Below are 17,870 nucleotides of genomic sequence, written 5' to 3'. Positions count from 1 at the left end.
GATTACCAGTTTACTAAATTAATGGTCGTGAATGCTGATTCACAAGATATGTGTTCTAGCTATATCGAATAATCATGGAAAATTAAAGGCAAGTTATAATAAGGACTGTGTGAAGGTTGAGGCAGGGAAATTGTAATGCTGTAAGCGAAGTCTAGACAGAGCCTTGGCAGCACGTTAAAACCGCAGATAAGATTTTCCGTATTCTGTTGTGAAAAGAATGCGTCCTGTCCAAGTTTTAGGGTAAGTGATTAAAATGATTACCGGCAATGAGATCCGTAAGGTCTTTCTCGACTATTTTGCAAAACATGGTCATCAAACAGTTGAATCTTCGCCACTGGTACCGCGAAATGATCCGACGTTGATGTTTACCAACGCAGGTATGGTGCAATTTAAAAATGTCTTTACCGGTAACGAGACACGTCCCTATAGCCGCGCGGCAACCTCGCAGAAATGTGTACGCGCAGGTGGTAAGCACAATGACCTCGAAAACGTAGGCTATACCGCAAGACATCACACCTTTTTTGAAATGATGGGGAACTTTTCCTTTGGGGATTACTTCAAGGATGTGGCTATTGAACATGCCTGGAACCTGATCACAAAAGAATATGGTGTTCCGGAAGAGAAGTTGTTGGTCACGGTCTATTCCGAAGATGAAGAAGCTGCGGCTCTCTGGCGTAAAATTGCGGGTCTGAGCGATGATCGTATTATCCGGATCTCGACAAGTGATAACTTCTGGTCGATGGGTCCTACAGGACCTTGCGGACCGTGTTCAGAAATTTTCTATGACCATGGAGATCACATTTTTGGTGGCCCTCCGGGAAGTCCCGATGAAGATGGCGATAGATTTATTGAAATCTGGAATCTCGTGTTTATGCAATATGAACAGATTGATGCCCGGACACGGGTCGATCTGCCTAAGCCGTCAATTGACACCGGGATGGGACTAGAGCGTATTACAGCTGTTCTTCAAGGCAAACACGATAACTACGATGTTGATTTACTTCGCACTATCATTGAAGCTTCGGCGCACGAGACTGGTGTCGATGCGGACGGGGATCATGCCGTTTCTCATCGGGTTATTGCTGACCACCTTCGTTCGACCGCGTTTTTGATTGCGGATGGGGTTTTGCCGTCTAACGAAGGACGTGGCTATGTTCTACGTCGTATTATGCGCCGTGCCATGCGCCATGTTCATAAACTCGGTGTTAAAGATCCGGCAATCTACAAGTTGGTTCCGTCTCTGGTTGGAATGATGGGGACTGCTTTCCCTGAATTGACCCGTGCAGAAGCTCTGATCACAGAAACCCTGAAACTGGAAGAAAATCGTTTTGGTCAAACTCTGGATCGGGGAATGAAATTACTGTCAGCTGAAACGGACAAGTTAGGTGACAAGGGCACGCTTAATGGTGAAGTTGCCTTTAAGCTCTACGATACCTATGGCTTCCCGCTTGATTTGACTCAGGATGTTTTGCGTGGACAGGGGCAAGCAGTTGATACCGAAGGTTTCAATGCGGCTATGGAACAGCAGCGTGCTGCTGCACGTAAGGCTTGGAGCGGTTCCGGGGATGCTGCAACGGAAAAAGTCTGGTTTGAAATACAAGAACGTGTTGGGGGAACAGAGTTCCTTGGGTACGATACAGAGACAGCCGAAGGCCAAGTTCTCACAATCTTAAAAGATGGTGCCGAAGTTTCTACTGCAAAGACTGGTGATCAGGTGATGGTTATCACAAACCAGACACCGTTCTATGGTGAAAGTGGTGGACAGCAAGGGGATCACGGCCTGTTGTTCTCTGCCGAAGGTGCGGAAGTTACGATCAGCGATACACAGAAAAAACTGGGCAATTTATTTATTCATATCGGTAAAGTGACCCGTGGTGAAATCTCGGTCGATCTTGCGATGGAAATGAAGGTAGATGTGTCTCGTCGTTCTGCCCTGCGTGCTCATCACTCTGCGACGCACCTGTTACACGAAGCTCTTCGCCGACGTTTGGGGACGCACGTAACGCAAAAAGGGTCTTTAGTGGCAAAAGAACGTCTTCGTTTTGATATCAGCCAACCAAAGCCTTTGGACCCAGATGATATTGCTACTGTTGAACGCGAAGTAAATGATTACATTCGTCGCAACGATCCGGTTACTACCCGTCTGATGACCCCGGATGAGGCAATCAAAGAAGGGGCGATGGCTCTCTTTGGTGAGAAGTACGGTGAGGAAGTCCGGGTTGTTTCCATGGGCGGTTCAGACAGTTCTACTGGCAGCGGGTATTACTCAACAGAACTGTGTGGTGGTACGCATGTCAGAAGAACCGGAGATATTGGTTTCTTTAAGATCGTGTCCGAAGCGGCGCTTGCTTCTGGTGTTCGTCGTATTGAGGCGGTGACAGGTCAGGCTGCACTGGAATATGTATCCGCACAGGAAACCCAACTGGCCGCTGCTGCTGCGGCAATGAAGGCCTCACCTGCTGAATTGGAAGCACGTGTAACATCGCTTTTGGAGGAAAGAAAGCGGCTGGAGCGTGACTTGACTGATGCACGTCGTAAGCTTGCCGCTGGTGGCGGTGGCGCATCAGGTGATGCCGAATTCAAGGAAGTAAACGGCATCAAAGTTGCTGCTCGGGTTCTAGAAGGCGTTTTGCCGAAAGACCTTAAACCAACAGCAGATGAGTTGAAGAAACAAATCGGTACTGGCGTTATTGTTCTGATTGCAGATACTGATGGTAAGGCCTCTATTGTTGTTGCCGTGACGGATGATCTCACCGACAAGGTTTCTGCGGTTGATTTGGTTCGTGCTGGTTCTGCGGCTCTTGGCGGCAAAGGCGGGGGCGGTCGCCCCGATATGGCGCAAGCCGGTGGTCCAGACGCTTCGAAAGCTCAAGATGCGATACAGGCAATCGAAACGTTGCTTGGTTGATTAGTATTTTGCTCAAAATAAAAAGCTCCGCAGTTATGAAGGCTGCGGAGCTTTTTTTATGTCTTTAGATGTTTTGTTTGTCGCAAATCTATCAAGATCATTTTTTCCCATTGGCAAGTTTCAGGGCGTCAGGATGTTGGCGCAATTTTGCCATGGCCCAAACGCCAAGGAACGGTCCAATGGCTAAGGGAGCAAAGGCATAGGTCCAACTTAGAAGGTCTACGGCATAGGGCATCAAATGAATAGTGATTAGGGTGAGTGTAAACCCTAATGATGTTTGTAGCGTCAGCATTGTGCCTACGATTTCAGGCGGGGATAATTCCGCGACTGATGCTGAAAATTGGGCTGAATCCGCAATGATGCTGATACCCCACAGCACACAGAGCAATGTCAGCCATATGGGAGAAGTACCGAATAGAAGGCCAACCGTTAGAGCGCAGATACCGCTAATTAACATAGCTATAATGGTTAATGTGGTCCGTCCGAGCTTATCTGCTAAGTAACCTGTTGCCAAACAACCGATAGCCCCTGCTGCCATTGTGGCAAAGGTTGCCAGCTTGGCAAGATTGTGGGCAACGGTACTTTCCATCGTCAGCGAAAAGCTGGCGGTTAGGAATATCCCGATCCAAGCCCACATTGCATACAGTTCCCACATATGCCCTAGATAGCCAAGGTTTGCCAGACGAACTGATTTGATATTCCAAGCAGAGAGAATATGCCGCGGATGAAATTTGGGTGCTTTAGTATACGCAGGGCCCATTTTGAACAAAAGTATGCCAATGGCCGCGGCTATAGCACAGGCAGAAGCTGTTGCAATTGTAAAGCGCCAGTCAATGCCGCCGATTGCATTGAATAGGTGTGGGGAGGCTGATCCAAGGGTTAGGGCGCCGACCAAAAGGCCGACAAGAAGACCCATATCGCCTTTTGCCCAGGTTGCGGCCATCCGCATGCCTACGGGATAAATTCCAGCCATACAAACCCCGGTGATAAAACGAAGGAGCGGCACAACTGTGTGGGTTGGTTCTATGGCCAGTAGCAAAGCATTTGCCAAGGCTGCAATAATTGCAGAACCTAAGAAAAAAAGTTTAGGCGGTAATCGATCGGCCAAACCAAAGAGGGCAGAAGACAGGCTGCCTACTACAAATCCAACCTGAACCGCAGATGTAAAAAGTGCTTGTTGGAAAGACGTGAGGCTATATTCCTCTATTAGTGAGGGGAGGACAGCGGATGCCGAAAACCAGAGTGCCATTGCAGCAACCTGACAAAGGGCAAGTATCGTTAGGGAAATCCATTTATCAGAAGTGCTTGTCATGTGTCTCTGGTAGGGTAAGAAGATTGGTATTTTACAAAGTATTGAGCTGATCGCAATTTGTCGAACAGGAACTTTGTTTTGAAATCACGATCTTGTGTCGAGATCAAGTTATTATAAGGTATTTGTAATGTTACAAGATCTGATTTCTTATTCACGATATGAATCACCTATTGGCCAGATTCTATCATTTTATAACGATAATATCCTTTGCCACCTAGATTTCACGGATTGTCAGGATCGGTGGGGGAAGCTTTTGAATAGACGCTTTCCAAATTTGTTGTTGGAAGAAATTTCAGGGTTGTCTGATTTGGATATGCGGTTGGATGATTATTTTTCTAAATCTCCAACAGCTTTCGATGACTTGGTCATGGATACAGGCGGGACAGATTTTCAGAAACAAGTATGGGCTGCGTTGTGCAAAGTCCCCTTTGGAGCAAAGGAGACCTATAGCTCTATGGCGTCTATTATTGGCAAACCCAAAGCCGTCCGTGCCATGGCAGCAGCGAACGCTTTAAATCCAATTTCTATTGTTATTCCTTGTCACCGCATTGTTGGGAAAGATGGATCGCTGACGGGGTATGGGGGCGGATTAGAACGTAAAAAAACGTTATTGTTACACGAACAGCTTTGATATCTTGGTGATACTAAACGATATGCAGCAGACGACATAAAGGCCGCATGTAGCGGCCTTTATTAGTTCGTCTAATCTTTTCTAAAGTTACGCCTTAGCTTTAACATCAGAAATAATATGTAAATCGCGTTGTGGGAACGGGATAGAGATGCCTTCTTTGTCAAAGGCTTCTTTAATTGCCCGACGATTGTCACTCAACGCAGGCCAATAGTCTCCGCTGTCTGTCCAGTATCTGATATTCAGATCGACAGAACTTTCACCCAAACCGCTGATGATAACCTGTGCAGTTGGATCTTTATGAACGCGTCCATCACCAGAAAGTACGGCTAAAGCGACTTTCTCTGCTTTTGCGATATCATCACCGTAACCAATGCCGATTGCCATGTCTGTACGGCGTTTACTGTTTCTGCTGTAGTTGGTCACAGTTGCAGACCAAAGCTTGGAATTAGGTACAGAAAGGTACAATCCGTCAACTGTGGTCATATGTGTGATGAACAGACTGATTTCTTCTACCGTTCCTGAAATACCATCGGCATCAACAAATTCACCAACTTTAAGAGGGCGAAGGAAAAGCAGCATAAAGCCAGCGGCGATGTTTTGCATTGTTCCTTGCAGAGCCAGACCAATTGCCAGACCGGCGGCTCCAAGAACAGCAATAATACTTGTTGTCTCAACACCGAAACGGGCCAAAACAGCAATCAATACAAAGACCATAATTGTATAACGGATGATCTTTACGATGACAGGTTTCAGGGTCGTATCAACTTTTCCTGACTTGGTTAGTAGCTTCTCAGTGTATTTTGCAACACGCCCGGCGACAAAAATACCAACAATAAGTATGGCCAGTGCGGCCAAAATTTCCAAAGAGAAATCTAATGCTGTTTGTGTAAGTTGTTCTACAAGCTGTGTGTATTCTTCGGTGATTGTCACAACCAAAGTTCCTCTTTCTAAGATTACAGGCTGTCCCCCGGATAAACCCTCATTGGACAAAACCCCCGCTGTGGATAATACAGCGAGGGTTTAAAAAAATCACCTAGTAAAAATACGAACCTTCGACAGGTGTCGGGAAATTGATCAGATATCGGCAAGTACTTTGACGGATAACATACGGTCAGGATCATCAACAGCACCACTGCCCGGAGCGCCTTTTTTGATACCATCAACCAGTTCCATGCCATCGGTTACGCGGCCCCAGACTGTATACTGGCCGTTAAGTGATGGCGCACTGTCAAACATGATGAAGAACTGGCTGTCGCCAGAATGTGGATTCTGTGCGCGGGCCATGCCGACGACACCACGTTCAAATGGTTCTTGTGTAAATTCTGCGCGCAGTTTTTTGCCTGAGCCACTTGTACCCGTTCCGGTTGGATCACCTGTTTGCGCCATGAAACCGTCAATAACACGGTGGAATACGATGCCATCGTAAAAACCTTCGCGTGCAAGTTCTTTTATACGAGCAACGTGTGTAGGGGCTAGATCGGGAAGCATTTCGATGGTTACGTTACCCGTATCAAGTTCGATAACGAGAGTGTTTTCCAGATCTGGTGTTGTTTCTTCTGTCATGGCTTAGGCCTTAAATAAGTGTGATAAACTAACAGCAAAATAGGTATTTGAGAGTACTTTTGCAAGGTAGCATCTTTATGGGGATAGGAATTCAAAAAGAGGAGAGGCGTTCATACTTCTTCTCGAAAATAAAAAGCGCTGTATCCATCGAGATTACAGCGCTTTTTTTGAGTTTTCTGGGCGGGTAGCTACTGAATGTCAGCAAGTACCCTTACAGAAATCATTTTGTCTGGGTTGCTAACTTTACCGCTACCCTGGGCACCTTTTTTGATCGTATCGACATGTTCCATACCCTGTATGACTTTACCCCATACAGTGTATTTTCCATCAAGCGACGGCGTTCTTTTGAACATGATAAAGAACTGACTGTCCCCAGAATTTTCGCTTTGGGAACGTGCCATGCCGACGGTACCACGAACATAAGGTTCACGAGAAAATTCAGCATTTAGTTTTTTACCAGATCCACCAGTACCAAGACCTTTAGGGTCACCGGTTTGTGCCATAAATCCTGCGATTACCCGATGGAATACAATGCCATCATAAAAGCCCTCGCGTGTCAGCTCCTTAATTCTCGCCACATGGTTTGGAGCAAGGTTGGGAAGCATCTCGATGAAGACGTTACCGGTTTTAAGTTCTATTACCAGTGTGTTTTCAGGATCTGCAGCCTGTGAAGTTGTTGACGCAAAGGTCAAGGCAAGAAGGCCAGCAAGTAAATTACGTAGGATTTTTGGCATATTTGTTAGCTCATTGCTTTCTGTAGATTAGTATCGATCGCATCCAGGAATTGATCTGTTGTCAACCAATCTTGATTAGGGCTGATCAGAAGCGCAAGATCTTTTGTCATCTTTCCAGATTCAACTGTGTCGATGCAAACTTTTTCAAGTGTTTCTGCAAACTCAACGACTTCCGGCGTTTCGTCAAACTGTCCACGGAATTTCAAGCCGCGAGACCATGCGAAAATAGAAGCGATTGGGTTTGTTGATGTGTCTTTGCCTTGCTGGTGCAGACGAAAGTGGCGTGTCACTGTACCGTGCGCTGCTTCAGCTTCTACGGTCTGTCCATCGGGTGTCATCAGAACTGATGTCATTAGGCCAAGAGAACCAAAACCTTGTGCAACAGTATCGGACTGAACATCGCCGTCATAGTTTTTACAAGCCCATACAAAACCACCAGACCATTTCATGGCTGCTGCAACCATGTCATCAATCAAACGGTGTTCATAGGAAATACCTTTTGCCGCAAACTTATCAGCGAATTCGGTCTGATAAACTTCTTCAAACAGATCTTTAAAGCGTCCGTCGTAAGCCTTCAGAATGGTATTCTTTGTCGACAGATATACAGGCCAGCCAAGATCAAGGCCGTAGTTCATGCAAGCACGGGCAAAGCCACGGATGGATTCATCCAGGTTGTACATGCCCATTGCGACACCAGCTTCCGGAAACTCAAAGATCTCACGGGTAATTGGCTCTCCACCGTCTTCTGGTTGGAAGGTCATGGTCAGTTTACCTGCGCCAGGAACAAGGAAGTCAGTTGCTTTATACTGATCACCAAACGCGTGACGTCCAATAACAATTGGTTGTGTCCAACCAGGGACCAGGCGTGGAACATTTTCCATGATAATTGGCTGACGGAAAACAGTACCACCAAGAATGTTACGAATGGTTCCATTTGGCGAACGCCACATTTTTTTCAGGTCGAATTCTTCAACACGTGCTTCATCAGGTGTGATTGTTGCACACTTAACACCAACGCGATGCTCTTTGATGGCATTGGCGGCATCGACAGTGATCTGGTCGTCGGTTTCATCACGACTTTCGATGGAAAGATCAAAGTATTTCAGATCAACATCAAGATAAGGAAGAATGAACTTTTGTTTAATTTTTTCCCAGATGATCCGTGTCATCTCATCGCCATCGAGTTCGACGATTGGATTTTTAACCTTAATTTTGGACATGTTCGCCTCCTTGTTTGTCGGCTTGTTTCGTATAATTTGGGGAACTCACAGAGGAAAATAACAGTCTTTCGCTGCAGTGCAAGATAACTCGGAATAACAATTCATATCAAAGTTGTTTGAGATCCGTTTCAATATTGCTCTCTGGCATACTTTTTAGTTGGGTGAATATTTCTTCTATGTTGTTGACAACCCTATATATATCATCAGGATTTTGCCTTAGATAGCCTGCGGAAATTTGATGCCTGATCAGGTCTAAAAGCGGGGTCCAAAAATTTTCTAAATTGACAATGATTAAAGGCTTGTCATGCATGCCAAGTTGTTTCCAGGTCGCAATTTCGAAAAACTCATCCAGAGTTCCCAGGCCGCCAGGCAAGATACAGAAGGCATCTGAGCGTTCGAACATTGCCATTTTACGAGTATGCATGGAATCAACAACGATCAATTCATTTACGTCTTTGTGTGCAACTTCTAACTTATCTAGGTATTCAGGTATTATCCCCGTTACGGTGCCATTATGAGCCAAAGCACCGTCAGCGACCCGTCCCATTGACCCAACACGTCCGCCACCATAGACAACTTCAATGTCATTTTCTGCTGCTAGGCGACCAAGCTGATGGGCTTTTGCAAGATGTTCATCACTTACAAGGTTTGATGAACCGCAATAAACACAGATAGATTTAATGTTGGTCATTGATAAATTCCTTTTCTTATTATTTTTGTGCAGAGTTGCAAAACGGCACGTAGATGACAGGGCTGGACCCTCTTCGACGTGCCGATGTTCTTAATTATATCTTTAGTTTTAACAATGGCAATCATCTGGAAAAGGCAGACGAACAAGAGCTATGACATTTTTTGTTGTCTAAAAATGTCATAGCTCTTGTTCTTTTCCCATAAGGACTTAACCTAGAGTTAGAAGAATGTTAGTCTGCGGGGAAATTTCCCACCTGCTTTGACTATAGAATAGTATCAGTCAAGATAGAGATCTTAGGAGGCATCTTTGAGCCGTACCCTCATTGTTTTACTCGTAGCCGTTGTCGTTCTGTTAGGGGGCAGCGTCTCGATTTGGTATGTCTTGGATGATGATCCTGATTCTACTATGGTCGTGGATAGCACGAGTACTTCAAAGGATGCCCCTAAAAAGATTGTAAATAAACTTTCTGGGGAACCGAGTACTTCCGAACCAGTAACGATCGAAAATGACGTTGCAACAAATGATACAGAGCAAGGAAGTGAGTCTAAAGTTTCTTCACCAGAAGGCTCCGAGAAGAGCCAAAAGGCTGAAGAATCTTTTACAGAAATAGTAACTGATGTTTCCGAGACACAATCTTCTGATGGGGAACAATCAACGGCAGTAATTGTTGACCCGTCTTTGTCTTTTGATGTGATTAGGGTAGAGAAAACAGGGGATACTGTTCTCGCTGGCAGGGCGCCCGCGGGGAGCGATGTACGCATTGTGGATGGAACAACCTTACTTGGAAGTGTACAGGCCGATGAAAATGGTCAGTGGGCCTACGTTTTAGAGACACCGCTCGCACCGGGGGCCCATGAACTGGGGTTGCAGGTTAATAATGAAGAAGAGGGCGTAAAACTCAAATCTGCTGAAGTCGCGATTGTTGATGTCCCGGTCGGGGATAAGTCCGCGCTTGCTGTTCTCGTCCCAGAAGAAAAGGGCGGCGTATCAAAAGTGATTCAGCTTCCCGAGAAGATAGAAGACGAAGGCATCAAAGATGGAGATCTGGCGCTGGATAGCGTTGATTATGACGATGCGGGGCAAACTATTATCGGTGGAACATCACAGCCAGGACAAAAGGTTGTTGGTTATTTAAACAACGAATTTGTGGGGCAGGGCGTCACGGATGAAGAAGGGCGCTGGACTGTAGAAGCAGAAAAGAATGTTCAAGAAGGATTACATCAACTCCGCATTGATCAGGTTGATGGCGAAGGAAAAGTGATCGCGCGTGTCGAAATACCCTTCTCGCGATCGGGTAAAGTTGAATCCCTTCCCGATGAACGAGTTGTGACTGTTCAACCGGGTAATAGTTTGTGGCGTATTTCACGTGCTATTTACGGAGAGGGCGCGCGTTATGCTGTTATCTTTGATCGAAATCAGGATCAGATCAGAAACCCGGATTTGATTTATCCAGGGCAAATTTTTGTCCTTCCCAAAGAAAATTAAGTCATAATTCGACGTAAAATTAAGAGATTTTCGGAAAATACCTTACATTGAACCTCGTAATACAGTATTACAGCCCAAATGTTATATGTAGCTCATACTTCGAATACAGAGCTACGTCACTTATTGTTAGAATATTGAATGGAGACGGCAGTGCTGAAGCACATTCTAGTGCCTATTAATAAAGCTGGTTGGCCTTTTGTCGGCGGCGCACTTGCGCTAAGCGTTGGATTTGCTTTGATATGGAAGCCTTTGGCAATAGTCGGGCTAATCATCGCAGCATTCTGTACTTATTTTTTCCGGGACCCGGAGAGACAGACGCCAGTTCGTGAAGGCCTTGTTGTCAGTCCTGCTGATGGGCACGTAAGTGCCGTTGAAACGGCAGTTCCACCCGCTGAATTGAATATGGGGACTGAACCACGAATGCGTGTTTCTGTTTTTCTCAGTGTTTTTGATGTGCACGTTAACCGTGTTCCGACTGCAGGTAAAATTACAGAGCTGGCCTATCATCATGGTGCTTTCCTTAACGCAGCACTTGATAAAGCTTCCGAGCTTAATGAGCGCATGTCCGTCAAAATGGAGGCCAATGACGGTAAAGAGATCGCGTTTGTACAGATCGCTGGTCTGATCGCGCGCCGTATTATCTGTAATCTGACGTTGGAACAAGAAGTTAAAACGGGGGAACGTTTTGGTCTGATCCGTTTTGGCAGCCGTACAGATATTTACTTACCAGACGGTATTGCACCGCTTGTTTCTGTTGGGCAGCAAATGATTGGTGGCGAAACTGTGATTGCCGATCTTCTGTCTGATGAATCACAACGCGAAACAGAGGTACGCTAATGTCTGGTCTCAAGCGTCGTCGTCGACTTCATGGATTTTCTGTAAATCGCCTGATACCAAACGCCATTACTTTGATGGCACTTTGTTCGGGTTTATCTGCGATCCGTGCGGCGCTTGAGGGGAACTGGAAACTGGCCGTTATTGGTATCGTTGTTGCAATGATACTTGATGGTTTGGATGGCCCCGTTGCACGCTTGATGAAGGGAACAAGTGAATTTGGTGCACAACTTGATTCACTTGCTGACTTTGTCAATTTTGGTGTTGTTCCTTCGTTGGTTATTTATCTATGGGCAATGGATGGTACAGGTGGACTTGCTTGGGCTGTTTCTCTTTTCTTTGCTGTCTGTTGTGGTATGCGGTTAGCCCGGTTTAACACCAGCTTGCTGGATGAAAATCCCCCTCCATGGGCATCCAAGTTTTTTACAGGTATTCCTGCCCCTTGTGGCGCAGGGCTTGTGCTTATTCCTGTTGTTCTGTCATTCGAACTGGGCGATGATATCTTTCGCTCGTCTGTTCTGAATGGTGTGATGCTGGTTGCTGTGGGCGCACTTTTTGTCAGTACGATCCCGACCTATTCATCCAAACGTATTCGCATCCCAAGACGGTATGTTGGTCTTGTTCTACTGGGCTTTGCTGTTTGTATTATGTTCTTATACAGTACGCCTTGGGTTTTCCTGAGTGTTGCGGGTATTGGGTATCTGGTTTCTATCATTCTGGCCCAGTTTTCCTATCAGGCAACCCGTAAGAAAATGTTGGCTCAGGAAGAAAAAGATTCCGAGGATGAGAAAACGTCAACTGACGATACAACTTCTGAAAAAGAATAAGTTTCAGGCGCGTTATGTTTGATGCTTGGATGAGAACGAAAATTGACCCTCCCCTTGATAAAATAGGGGAGGTTCTTTCACGTTCAGGGCTGGGCGCTAATCAAATAACCTGGATTGGCTTTGTTGGGGGGATGCTCGTCGTCCCTGCGCTTGCCACCGAATCTTACTATCTGGCTATAATAGCGATTGCTTTTAACAGGCTTTGTGACGGTCTGGACGGCGCTGTTGCCAGAAAACAGGGTATCACCGATCTGGGGGGGTATCTTGATATCACCCTCGATTTTATTTTCTATTCGGCTGTTGTTTTTGGTTTTGCCTTGGCGATGCCTGAAGAAAATGGGCTGGCAGCGGCATTCCTTATTTTCTCATTTATGGGAACCGGGGCGTCGTTTTTATCTTTTGCCATCGTTGCCGCTAAGAAAAATATTTCCACTGACATACGCGGAAAAAAAAGTATCTACTATCTTGGTGGCTTGACCGAGGGGACTGAGACCATTCTGCTTTTTTTCGCTCTATGTCTCTGGCCGGATAAGTTTGCCTTGATGGCGTGGTTTTTTGGCGCGCTATGCTGGTTGACGACCAGCTTCAGAATACACGCAGCTCTTAGTCTTTTTGACGATTAAATCAAAAAAGCCAGTAACAAGTACCGGCTTTTTTGATGGAAAAATATCTACCCATTTTATTCGGCTGGTATCGCCTTTTCATCGTCTGAGCTTTCTGGTTCAGATGGTGTGTCATCCTTTTTAAATTTTGCTTTAAGACGGTTTACAAGATTTCGGCTGTTTACCCGGACCATCAAAGAGCAGGGGGTAATCACAAGCGTGAGAATAGTCGCAAAACAAAGGCCGAATGCAATTGCTGTGGCCAATTGAGTCCACCATTGTGTAGAGGGGGCGCCGACTTGAACCGTTCTGTTGATCAGATCAATGTTGGTCGCGAGAACCATTGGCATCAGACCAAGAATAGTTGTGATTGTTGTCAACATTACGGGGCGGAGGCGCTGTGCACCTGTACGGATAATCGCTTCTTTCTGATCTTTGAATTTAGTCGAAACATAATCAAAGGTATCTATGAGAACGATATTGTTATTCACAACAATACCTGCCAGTGCGATCACGCCAATGCCTGACATGACAATGCCAAAGGGTTGGTCGGTGATTAGAAGACCGATTAAAACGCCGATTGTTGACATGATCACAGCTGACAGAATAAGGAACGCACTGTAGAAGCTGTTGAACTGCGTTACCAGAATGATCGCAATCATAAAAAGGGCAACCCCAAAAGCTTTTACCAGAAAATCCTGAGATTCCTGTTGATCTTCGTTTTCTCCCTTGAACTGAATTGTTACCCGGGGATCAAGTTCTTGCGACGACATCCATTCGGTTAATTCCTTGACCTTATCATCGGCAAGAACGCCAGGAGCGATATCTGATTTTACCGTTGCAACTCGTTGACTGTCCACACGGTTGATAACACCAACTTTTGGTGCCGCTGTCCGCGTAATAAAATTAGATATAGGGATCAATCCAGCATTTGTTTGTATTTTGATTTGATCTAGATGTTCAATGTTCCGGTTACTTCGGGGAAGACGAACGACCAAATCAATTTCTTCATCACTGTCATCCGGGCGATAACTACCAAGTTTCATTCCATTCGTAATCATTCGGATGTAGCTACCTATCAAGGCAATGTCTGCGCCGAATTTCGCTGCCTGTGCACGGTCAACATCAATGCGCCATTCAATGCCGGGGACTGGCAGGCCATCCTCGATATCGACAAAGCCATTCGCTTTTCTTAGATGATGAGCAACTTTATTGGCCCAGGGGTAAACGAGACTAGGCTCGCTTGATGCTATTTCTATCTGAATTGGCTTTCCGGACGATGGTCCTTTGTCTTCTTTTCTTGGCTCTACAGAAATGCCACCCAAAATGGCTGTTCGTTCGCGAATTTCTGCTAGGATTTCATCTGCCGATCGTCGGTTGAACCAATCGGTAAATTCCATCTGGATGTTACCAATTACGTCTTCTGGCTGGTTACTGCTTGTTGAACTTTCTGCATTGGTGCTGACATAAATATTATGTAGTTCATGTCTTTCGTTCTGAAGATCAAGCACAATTTGTTCAACCTGTCTGACAAGGTGATCGCGTTCATCAATGGACATGTTGCCCTGGGCGCGGACCTGAAGAACCGCATTATCAGGTTCAATATCCGGGAAGAATTCGACACCCTTGCCAAAACTGCTGTAGAGCATAATGACGCCGATTAGTGAGGCAAAAGTCAGTGTTGCAATTGTGCCCGGAATTTTGAGGACCAAATGCATCAGTTTGATATAAAGACCAGTAAAACCCGTTACCGCATTTAAATCACCGGTTTCTGATGCTGCCAAATTTTCCATAGACTTTTTATCTGCAGCACCACCGGCCTTCCCAATTAATCCACCAATTGTTGGAACGACAATTAGTGCCATAACCAAGGAAGCACTTAGGGTTGCGATGAGGGTTATGGGCATGAACTTCATAAATTCGCCCATTATGCCGGGCCAGAAAATAAGAGGGGCAAAAGCTGCTAGGGTGGTTGCCGTTGATGCTATGATCGGCCATGCCATGCGCAGACTTGCTTGTTTGTATGCCTCTTTTCTCGGCAATCCTTCGCTCATCTTGCGATCTGCAAATTCAGTCACAACGATAGCGCCATCAACCAGCATGCCCACCGATAGAATCAAACTAAATAGCACCACAACATTGACCGTTAATCCTGCGGCATGAAGGATCATGATCGATGCAAGAAAAGATCCTGGTATGGCGATGCCCACAAGAATGGAGGATCTGAATCCCAAAGCAGCGACAACAACGATCATAACAAGAATAATTGCAGAGAGAACGTTGTTTTGCAGATCCTGTAACATTGTACGGATACCAGTTGATTGGTCTTGGCTGTAGGAAACGTCAATAGATTCAGGCCACAAGGTTTGTTGTTGACTGACAACTGCGCGGACTTGTTCAATTGTTTCGATGATATTTGTGCCTGTTCGCTTTGATATTTCCATGGTCAAAGCGGGCTTGTTGTTGACCCGGGCGTACTCTGTTGTGTCTTTAAATGTTTTCCGAAGAATACCGATGTCTTTGACCCTGACAACAGCATCGCCATTGACTTTTACAGGCATATTTAAAATATCTGTAGTGTCCTCGAACAAGCCGGGGACCTGAATTGCGAAACGACCTTGGCCTGTATCCAAAGACCCCGCTGCAACAACAAGGTTGGATTTTCCCACGGCCGTTATAATATCGTTGGCGTCAAGATTGTAGCTTTCCAGTACAAGAGGATCTACGACAATTTCGATTAATTCATCTCTATCACCAACCAACTTGGCTTCGAGAACATTTGGAATGGATTCCAACTTGTCTTGTAGGTTTTTGGCTATGGCAAGCAATGCTCTTTCTGGAACGTCACCGGACAAGTTGACAACCAAGATGGGGAACAGACTGAGGTTAACCTCGTGCACAGATGGCTCATCTGCATCATCGGGGAGTTCTGCTTTGGCAATGTCGACCTTTTCTCTGACATCCGTTAGCGCAAGGTCAATATCTGAACCAGCTTCGAATTCCATGACGACATTACCGCCGCCAAGAAAAGAGCTAGATCGCATTTCTTTTACGCCCTCGATACTACGAAGCTCTTTTTCCATCGGCTTGAGCAGCAGGCGTTCAGCATCAACCGGAGAGATTCCTTCGTGATGCATACTGACGTAAATGATCGGAATGGTAATGTCCGGGTTATCTTCTTTCGGTATTGTGACGTAAGATACTGCGCCGGCTATAAGAACGAGGATTAGTCCCAGTATTACTGTGCGCGAGCGTCCGAGAGCACCAGAAATGATATTGGTCATGACTGTTCTGCTCCAGGTGTCGTCTCTTGGTCTTGTTTTAATGAAGTTATTGGTTTCAGTTCTTTAAGAGTGTCAGCATCAATTGCTTTTACTTCCTGACCATCCTTGATCAATTCTTGACCTATCACCACAAAGGTAACGTCCTTGGGAAGGCCGCCAAGCCACAAGCCATTCGTTGTGTTCTCAAGAATACTGGCTTCTCTGAATTCTATAATATTGTTGGGGCCCAGTGTTTTTACACCAATTGCGCCGTCGGAATTGATAGTCAGGATACCCGGCGATACTTTGTGGGCTTGCATGCTATTGAGGGTAAGTACAGTTTCTGCTGTAATACCATCTGCAATTTTGAATTCAGGATTGGGGACGGCGACTTCGATGCGAAAAGTTCGGGTCGTTGCATCAGCCATCGAAGCAATATACTTAACTTTACCTTCGATAATTTGCCCTGTGATCAAACGTACCTTGGCCGTGTGTCCAACAGATATAAAGGGCACAAGTCTTTCGCTCACGTCTGAGACCACGAGTATTGTTGACAGGTCAACAATTGTACCAATCGTATCGCCTACATCGACGTACTCACCAATTTCCACTGTGCGATTATTCAAGACACCCGTAAAGGGGGCAGGTATAAGTGTGTTTGAAAGATCGACCTGTGCACGTCTTAATTCAGCTTGTGCTGATTCCAGTGATGCTTTACTGGCAGCAAGTTTTGTTTCTGCTTTAAAACCTTTTTGAGAGAGACGCTTTGCGGCTTTGTATTCAATAGCACGTTGTTCTTGCAAAGCTTTGAATTCCTGCACTTTAGCAGAACGTTCATTGACGTCTAGCTTAGCAACAAGCTTTCCTGCTTCGATCGTGTCACCTTTGTTGACAGCCAGGTCGATGATCTTCCCACTTGCTTCGCTTTTTATTTCGACAGTCCGAAGGGCTTCGGTTCTGCCGCGCACTGTCAAATAACGCGTGTAGGGGACTGCTGTTTGGCTTTGGACGCGTACGGAAGGTATTTTTGCGTCGACAGAGAGATTAACAGGGGGCTTTTTGATCTCGGGTTGTCCTGCTTCACCAGTTTCAGAACTATCAGATAGCTGACCAGACATAACCCAGCCAGCCGTTCCAACGGCGAGAATGAATGCGAGTAAATAGGAAACTTTCATGATATGTGCCTGTTGGTTTCTATCTGAGTGCGATTTGTATCTGCGTCAGAAGAGGTATGAATTGTATTTTGAGATCGAAGTTCAGCGATAAAACGTTCTTTGTTCTCTTCTAAATAAGTGAGAGAATTTTGATAAACGGTCAGTCCTAAACCGTGGCAAAGTCGTCGCCCGGTTGGTAGAGCTGCGGGATCACATGTTGTCATGCGCTCTATAATTTCCTGATAAAAAGAAATCCTCTGGTCCACGAGTTTTATAATCTGTGGTAAAGGGAGAAGTTCTGCGAAATATAAAACGAAGAAAAAATCAGACGTAAATTTGTCTGGTGTGGGTGGAGTAAGAAGGCTTGTAAGAAGAGAGTCTTCGCCACTTTGTGTCAGCTTGTACACCTTTTTGTCCGGTCTTTTTTCCTGAGCCATTTGAGTACATTCAACGAGACCTTCAGAAGAAAGGCGTCCAAGGGCGGGGTAGATAGAACCAAAACTTGCATCCTGAAAGTGGCTAAAAGCCCCTTCTTGGAATGCTTTCTTGATTTCATACCCACTTGCTTCCCCTTGGTACAAGACCGCAAGGCATAGTGTTCTGACATCCATACTGAAAATTTACCTTAGCTTGTTTTCTGCTTCTA

At 45.6% G+C, this 17,870-nt stretch carries 15 protein-coding genes; 6 read left to right on the top strand and 9 right to left on the bottom strand.

Going from position 1 to position 17,870, the window contains the following annotated elements; all coding sequences use genetic code 11:
- The first annotated feature begins 253 nt into the window (after positions 1 to 253).
- Positions 254 to 2,908 carry an alanine--tRNA ligase gene (gene alaS / locus ACN0QW_RS07160; protein ID WP_417430067.1) on the top strand — a complete coding sequence of 885 codons (2,655 nt, stop codon included), beginning with the start codon at positions 254 to 256 and terminating at the stop codon, positions 2,906 to 2,908.
- A gap of 97 nt (positions 2,909 to 3,005) precedes the next feature.
- On the opposite strand, the gene ACN0QW_RS07155 is transcribed toward alaS, so the two are convergent.
- Positions 3,006 to 4,220: an MFS transporter gene (locus ACN0QW_RS07155; RefSeq protein WP_417430065.1), complete on the bottom strand. Its 1,215-nt coding sequence runs from the start codon at positions 4,218 to 4,220 to the stop codon at positions 3,006 to 3,008.
- A 127-nt stretch (positions 4,221 to 4,347) separates the two neighbouring features.
- On the opposite strand from ACN0QW_RS07155, the gene ACN0QW_RS07150 reads away from it, so the two are divergent.
- The gene (locus tag ACN0QW_RS07150; protein WP_417430063.1) at positions 4,348 to 4,851 is read left to right on the top strand and encodes a methylated-DNA--[protein]-cysteine S-methyltransferase; all 504 of its coding nucleotides are present in this window, start codon (positions 4,348 to 4,350) and stop codon (positions 4,849 to 4,851) included.
- An 87-nt stretch (positions 4,852 to 4,938) separates the two neighbouring features.
- On the opposite strand, the gene ACN0QW_RS07145 is transcribed toward ACN0QW_RS07150, so the two are convergent.
- The 5 genes from ACN0QW_RS07145 to ACN0QW_RS07125 form a co-directional block, all read right to left on the bottom strand.
- On the bottom strand, positions 4,939 to 5,781 hold the full coding sequence (locus ACN0QW_RS07145; protein ID WP_417430061.1) for a mechanosensitive ion channel family protein: 843 nt from the start codon (positions 5,779 to 5,781) through the stop codon (positions 4,939 to 4,941).
- Between the two features lie 144 nt (positions 5,782 to 5,925).
- Positions 5,926 to 6,414 (bottom strand): peptidylprolyl isomerase, encoded by a 489-nt coding sequence (locus ACN0QW_RS07140; protein WP_417430059.1) that lies wholly within the window; start codon positions 6,412 to 6,414, stop codon positions 5,926 to 5,928.
- A gap of 188 nt (positions 6,415 to 6,602) precedes the next feature.
- Positions 6,603 to 7,148, bottom strand: coding sequence for a peptidylprolyl isomerase (locus ACN0QW_RS07135; protein WP_417430057.1), 546 nt, complete (start codon positions 7,146 to 7,148; stop codon positions 6,603 to 6,605).
- Between the two features lie 5 nt (positions 7,149 to 7,153).
- Entirely contained in the window at positions 7,154 to 8,368 is a 1,215-nt protein-coding gene (locus ACN0QW_RS07130; RefSeq protein WP_417430055.1) for an NADP-dependent isocitrate dehydrogenase, read from the bottom strand.
- 106 nt (positions 8,369 to 8,474) lie between these two features.
- Positions 8,475 to 9,059 (bottom strand): TIGR00730 family Rossman fold protein, encoded by a 585-nt coding sequence (locus ACN0QW_RS07125; RefSeq protein WP_417430053.1) that lies wholly within the window; start codon positions 9,057 to 9,059, stop codon positions 8,475 to 8,477.
- 306 nt (positions 9,060 to 9,365) lie between these two features.
- Between ACN0QW_RS07125 and ACN0QW_RS07120 the strand changes: the two genes are divergently transcribed.
- The 4 genes from ACN0QW_RS07120 (at position 9,366) to ACN0QW_RS07105 (ending at position 12,828) form a co-directional block, all read left to right on the top strand.
- Positions 9,366 to 10,544, top strand: a complete 1,179-nt coding sequence (locus tag ACN0QW_RS07120) for a LysM peptidoglycan-binding domain-containing protein (RefSeq protein ID WP_417430051.1) — start codon at positions 9,366 to 9,368, stop codon at positions 10,542 to 10,544.
- Between the two features lie 138 nt (positions 10,545 to 10,682).
- Positions 10,683 to 11,381 carry a phosphatidylserine decarboxylase gene (locus tag ACN0QW_RS07115; protein WP_417430049.1) on the top strand — a complete coding sequence of 233 codons (699 nt, stop codon included), beginning with the start codon at positions 10,683 to 10,685 and terminating at the stop codon, positions 11,379 to 11,381.
- Positions 11,381 to 12,205, top strand: a complete 825-nt coding sequence (locus ACN0QW_RS07110; RefSeq protein ID WP_417430047.1) for a CDP-alcohol phosphatidyltransferase family protein — start codon at positions 11,381 to 11,383, stop codon at positions 12,203 to 12,205. Before ACN0QW_RS07115 ends, ACN0QW_RS07110 begins: the two co-directional genes overlap by 1 nt.
- Before the next feature lie 29 nt (positions 12,206 to 12,234).
- The gene (locus ACN0QW_RS07105) at positions 12,235 to 12,828 is read left to right on the top strand and encodes a CDP-alcohol phosphatidyltransferase family protein (protein WP_299374036.1); all 594 of its coding nucleotides are present in this window, start codon (positions 12,235 to 12,237) and stop codon (positions 12,826 to 12,828) included.
- 56 nt (positions 12,829 to 12,884) lie between these two features.
- Here ACN0QW_RS07105 and ACN0QW_RS07100 read toward each other — a convergent pair whose 3' ends face one another.
- Genes ACN0QW_RS07100 through ACN0QW_RS07090 form a run of 3 tightly spaced genes read right to left on the bottom strand, consistent with a single transcriptional unit; the run spans position 12,885 to position 17,835 of the window.
- On the bottom strand, positions 12,885 to 16,091 hold the full coding sequence (locus ACN0QW_RS07100; RefSeq protein ID WP_417430044.1) for an efflux RND transporter permease subunit: 3,207 nt from the start codon (positions 16,089 to 16,091) through the stop codon (positions 12,885 to 12,887).
- Complete coding sequence (locus ACN0QW_RS07095; protein WP_417430042.1) at positions 16,088 to 17,245, bottom strand: efflux RND transporter periplasmic adaptor subunit; 1,158 nt, start codon at positions 17,243 to 17,245, stop codon at positions 16,088 to 16,090. The genes ACN0QW_RS07100 and ACN0QW_RS07095 overlap by 4 nt, the downstream gene beginning before the upstream one ends.
- A complete protein-coding gene (locus ACN0QW_RS07090) occupies positions 17,242 to 17,835 on the bottom strand; it encodes a helix-turn-helix transcriptional regulator (protein WP_417430040.1) in 594 nt (197 codons plus the stop codon). The genes ACN0QW_RS07095 and ACN0QW_RS07090 overlap by 4 nt, the downstream gene beginning before the upstream one ends.
- Positions 17,836 to 17,870 lie beyond the last annotated feature (35 nt).

This window comes from Kiloniella sp., assembly GCF_048259265.1.
Taxonomy (GTDB): domain Bacteria; phylum Pseudomonadota; class Alphaproteobacteria; order Kiloniellales; family Kiloniellaceae; genus Kiloniella.
This window is presented reverse-complemented; position numbering and strand designations above follow the sequence as displayed.

Coding starts and splice junctions, on each gene's coding strand:
- ACN0QW_RS07095 (WP_417430042.1), bottom strand. CDS start 17,245: ATGAAAGTTTCCTATTTACTCGCATTCATTCTCGCCGTTGGAACGGCT.
- alaS (WP_417430067.1), top strand. CDS start 254: ATGATTACCGGCAATGAGATCCGTAAGGTCTTTCTCGACTATTTTGCA.
- ACN0QW_RS07090 (WP_417430040.1), bottom strand. CDS start 17,835: ATGGATGTCAGAACACTATGCCTTGCGGTCTTGTACCAAGGGGAAGCA.
- ACN0QW_RS07115 (WP_417430049.1), top strand. CDS start 10,683: ATGGAGACGGCAGTGCTGAAGCACATTCTAGTGCCTATTAATAAAGCT.
- ACN0QW_RS07130 (WP_417430055.1), bottom strand. CDS start 8,368: ATGTCCAAAATTAAGGTTAAAAATCCAATCGTCGAACTCGATGGCGAT.
- ACN0QW_RS07135 (WP_417430057.1), bottom strand. CDS start 7,148: ATGCCAAAAATCCTACGTAATTTACTTGCTGGCCTTCTTGCCTTGACC.
- ACN0QW_RS07150 (WP_417430063.1), top strand. CDS start 4,348: ATGTTACAAGATCTGATTTCTTATTCACGATATGAATCACCTATTGGC.
- ACN0QW_RS07100 (WP_417430044.1), bottom strand. CDS start 16,091: ATGACCAATATCATTTCTGGTGCTCTCGGACGCTCGCGCACAGTAATA.
- ACN0QW_RS07125 (WP_417430053.1), bottom strand. CDS start 9,059: ATGACCAACATTAAATCTATCTGTGTTTATTGCGGTTCATCAAACCTT.
- ACN0QW_RS07155 (WP_417430065.1), bottom strand. CDS start 4,220: ATGACAAGCACTTCTGATAAATGGATTTCCCTAACGATACTTGCCCTT.
- ACN0QW_RS07140 (WP_417430059.1), bottom strand. CDS start 6,414: ATGACAGAAGAAACAACACCAGATCTGGAAAACACTCTCGTTATCGAA.
- ACN0QW_RS07105 (WP_299374036.1), top strand. CDS start 12,235: ATGAGAACGAAAATTGACCCTCCCCTTGATAAAATAGGGGAGGTTCTT.
- ACN0QW_RS07110 (WP_417430047.1), top strand. CDS start 11,381: ATGTCTGGTCTCAAGCGTCGTCGTCGACTTCATGGATTTTCTGTAAAT.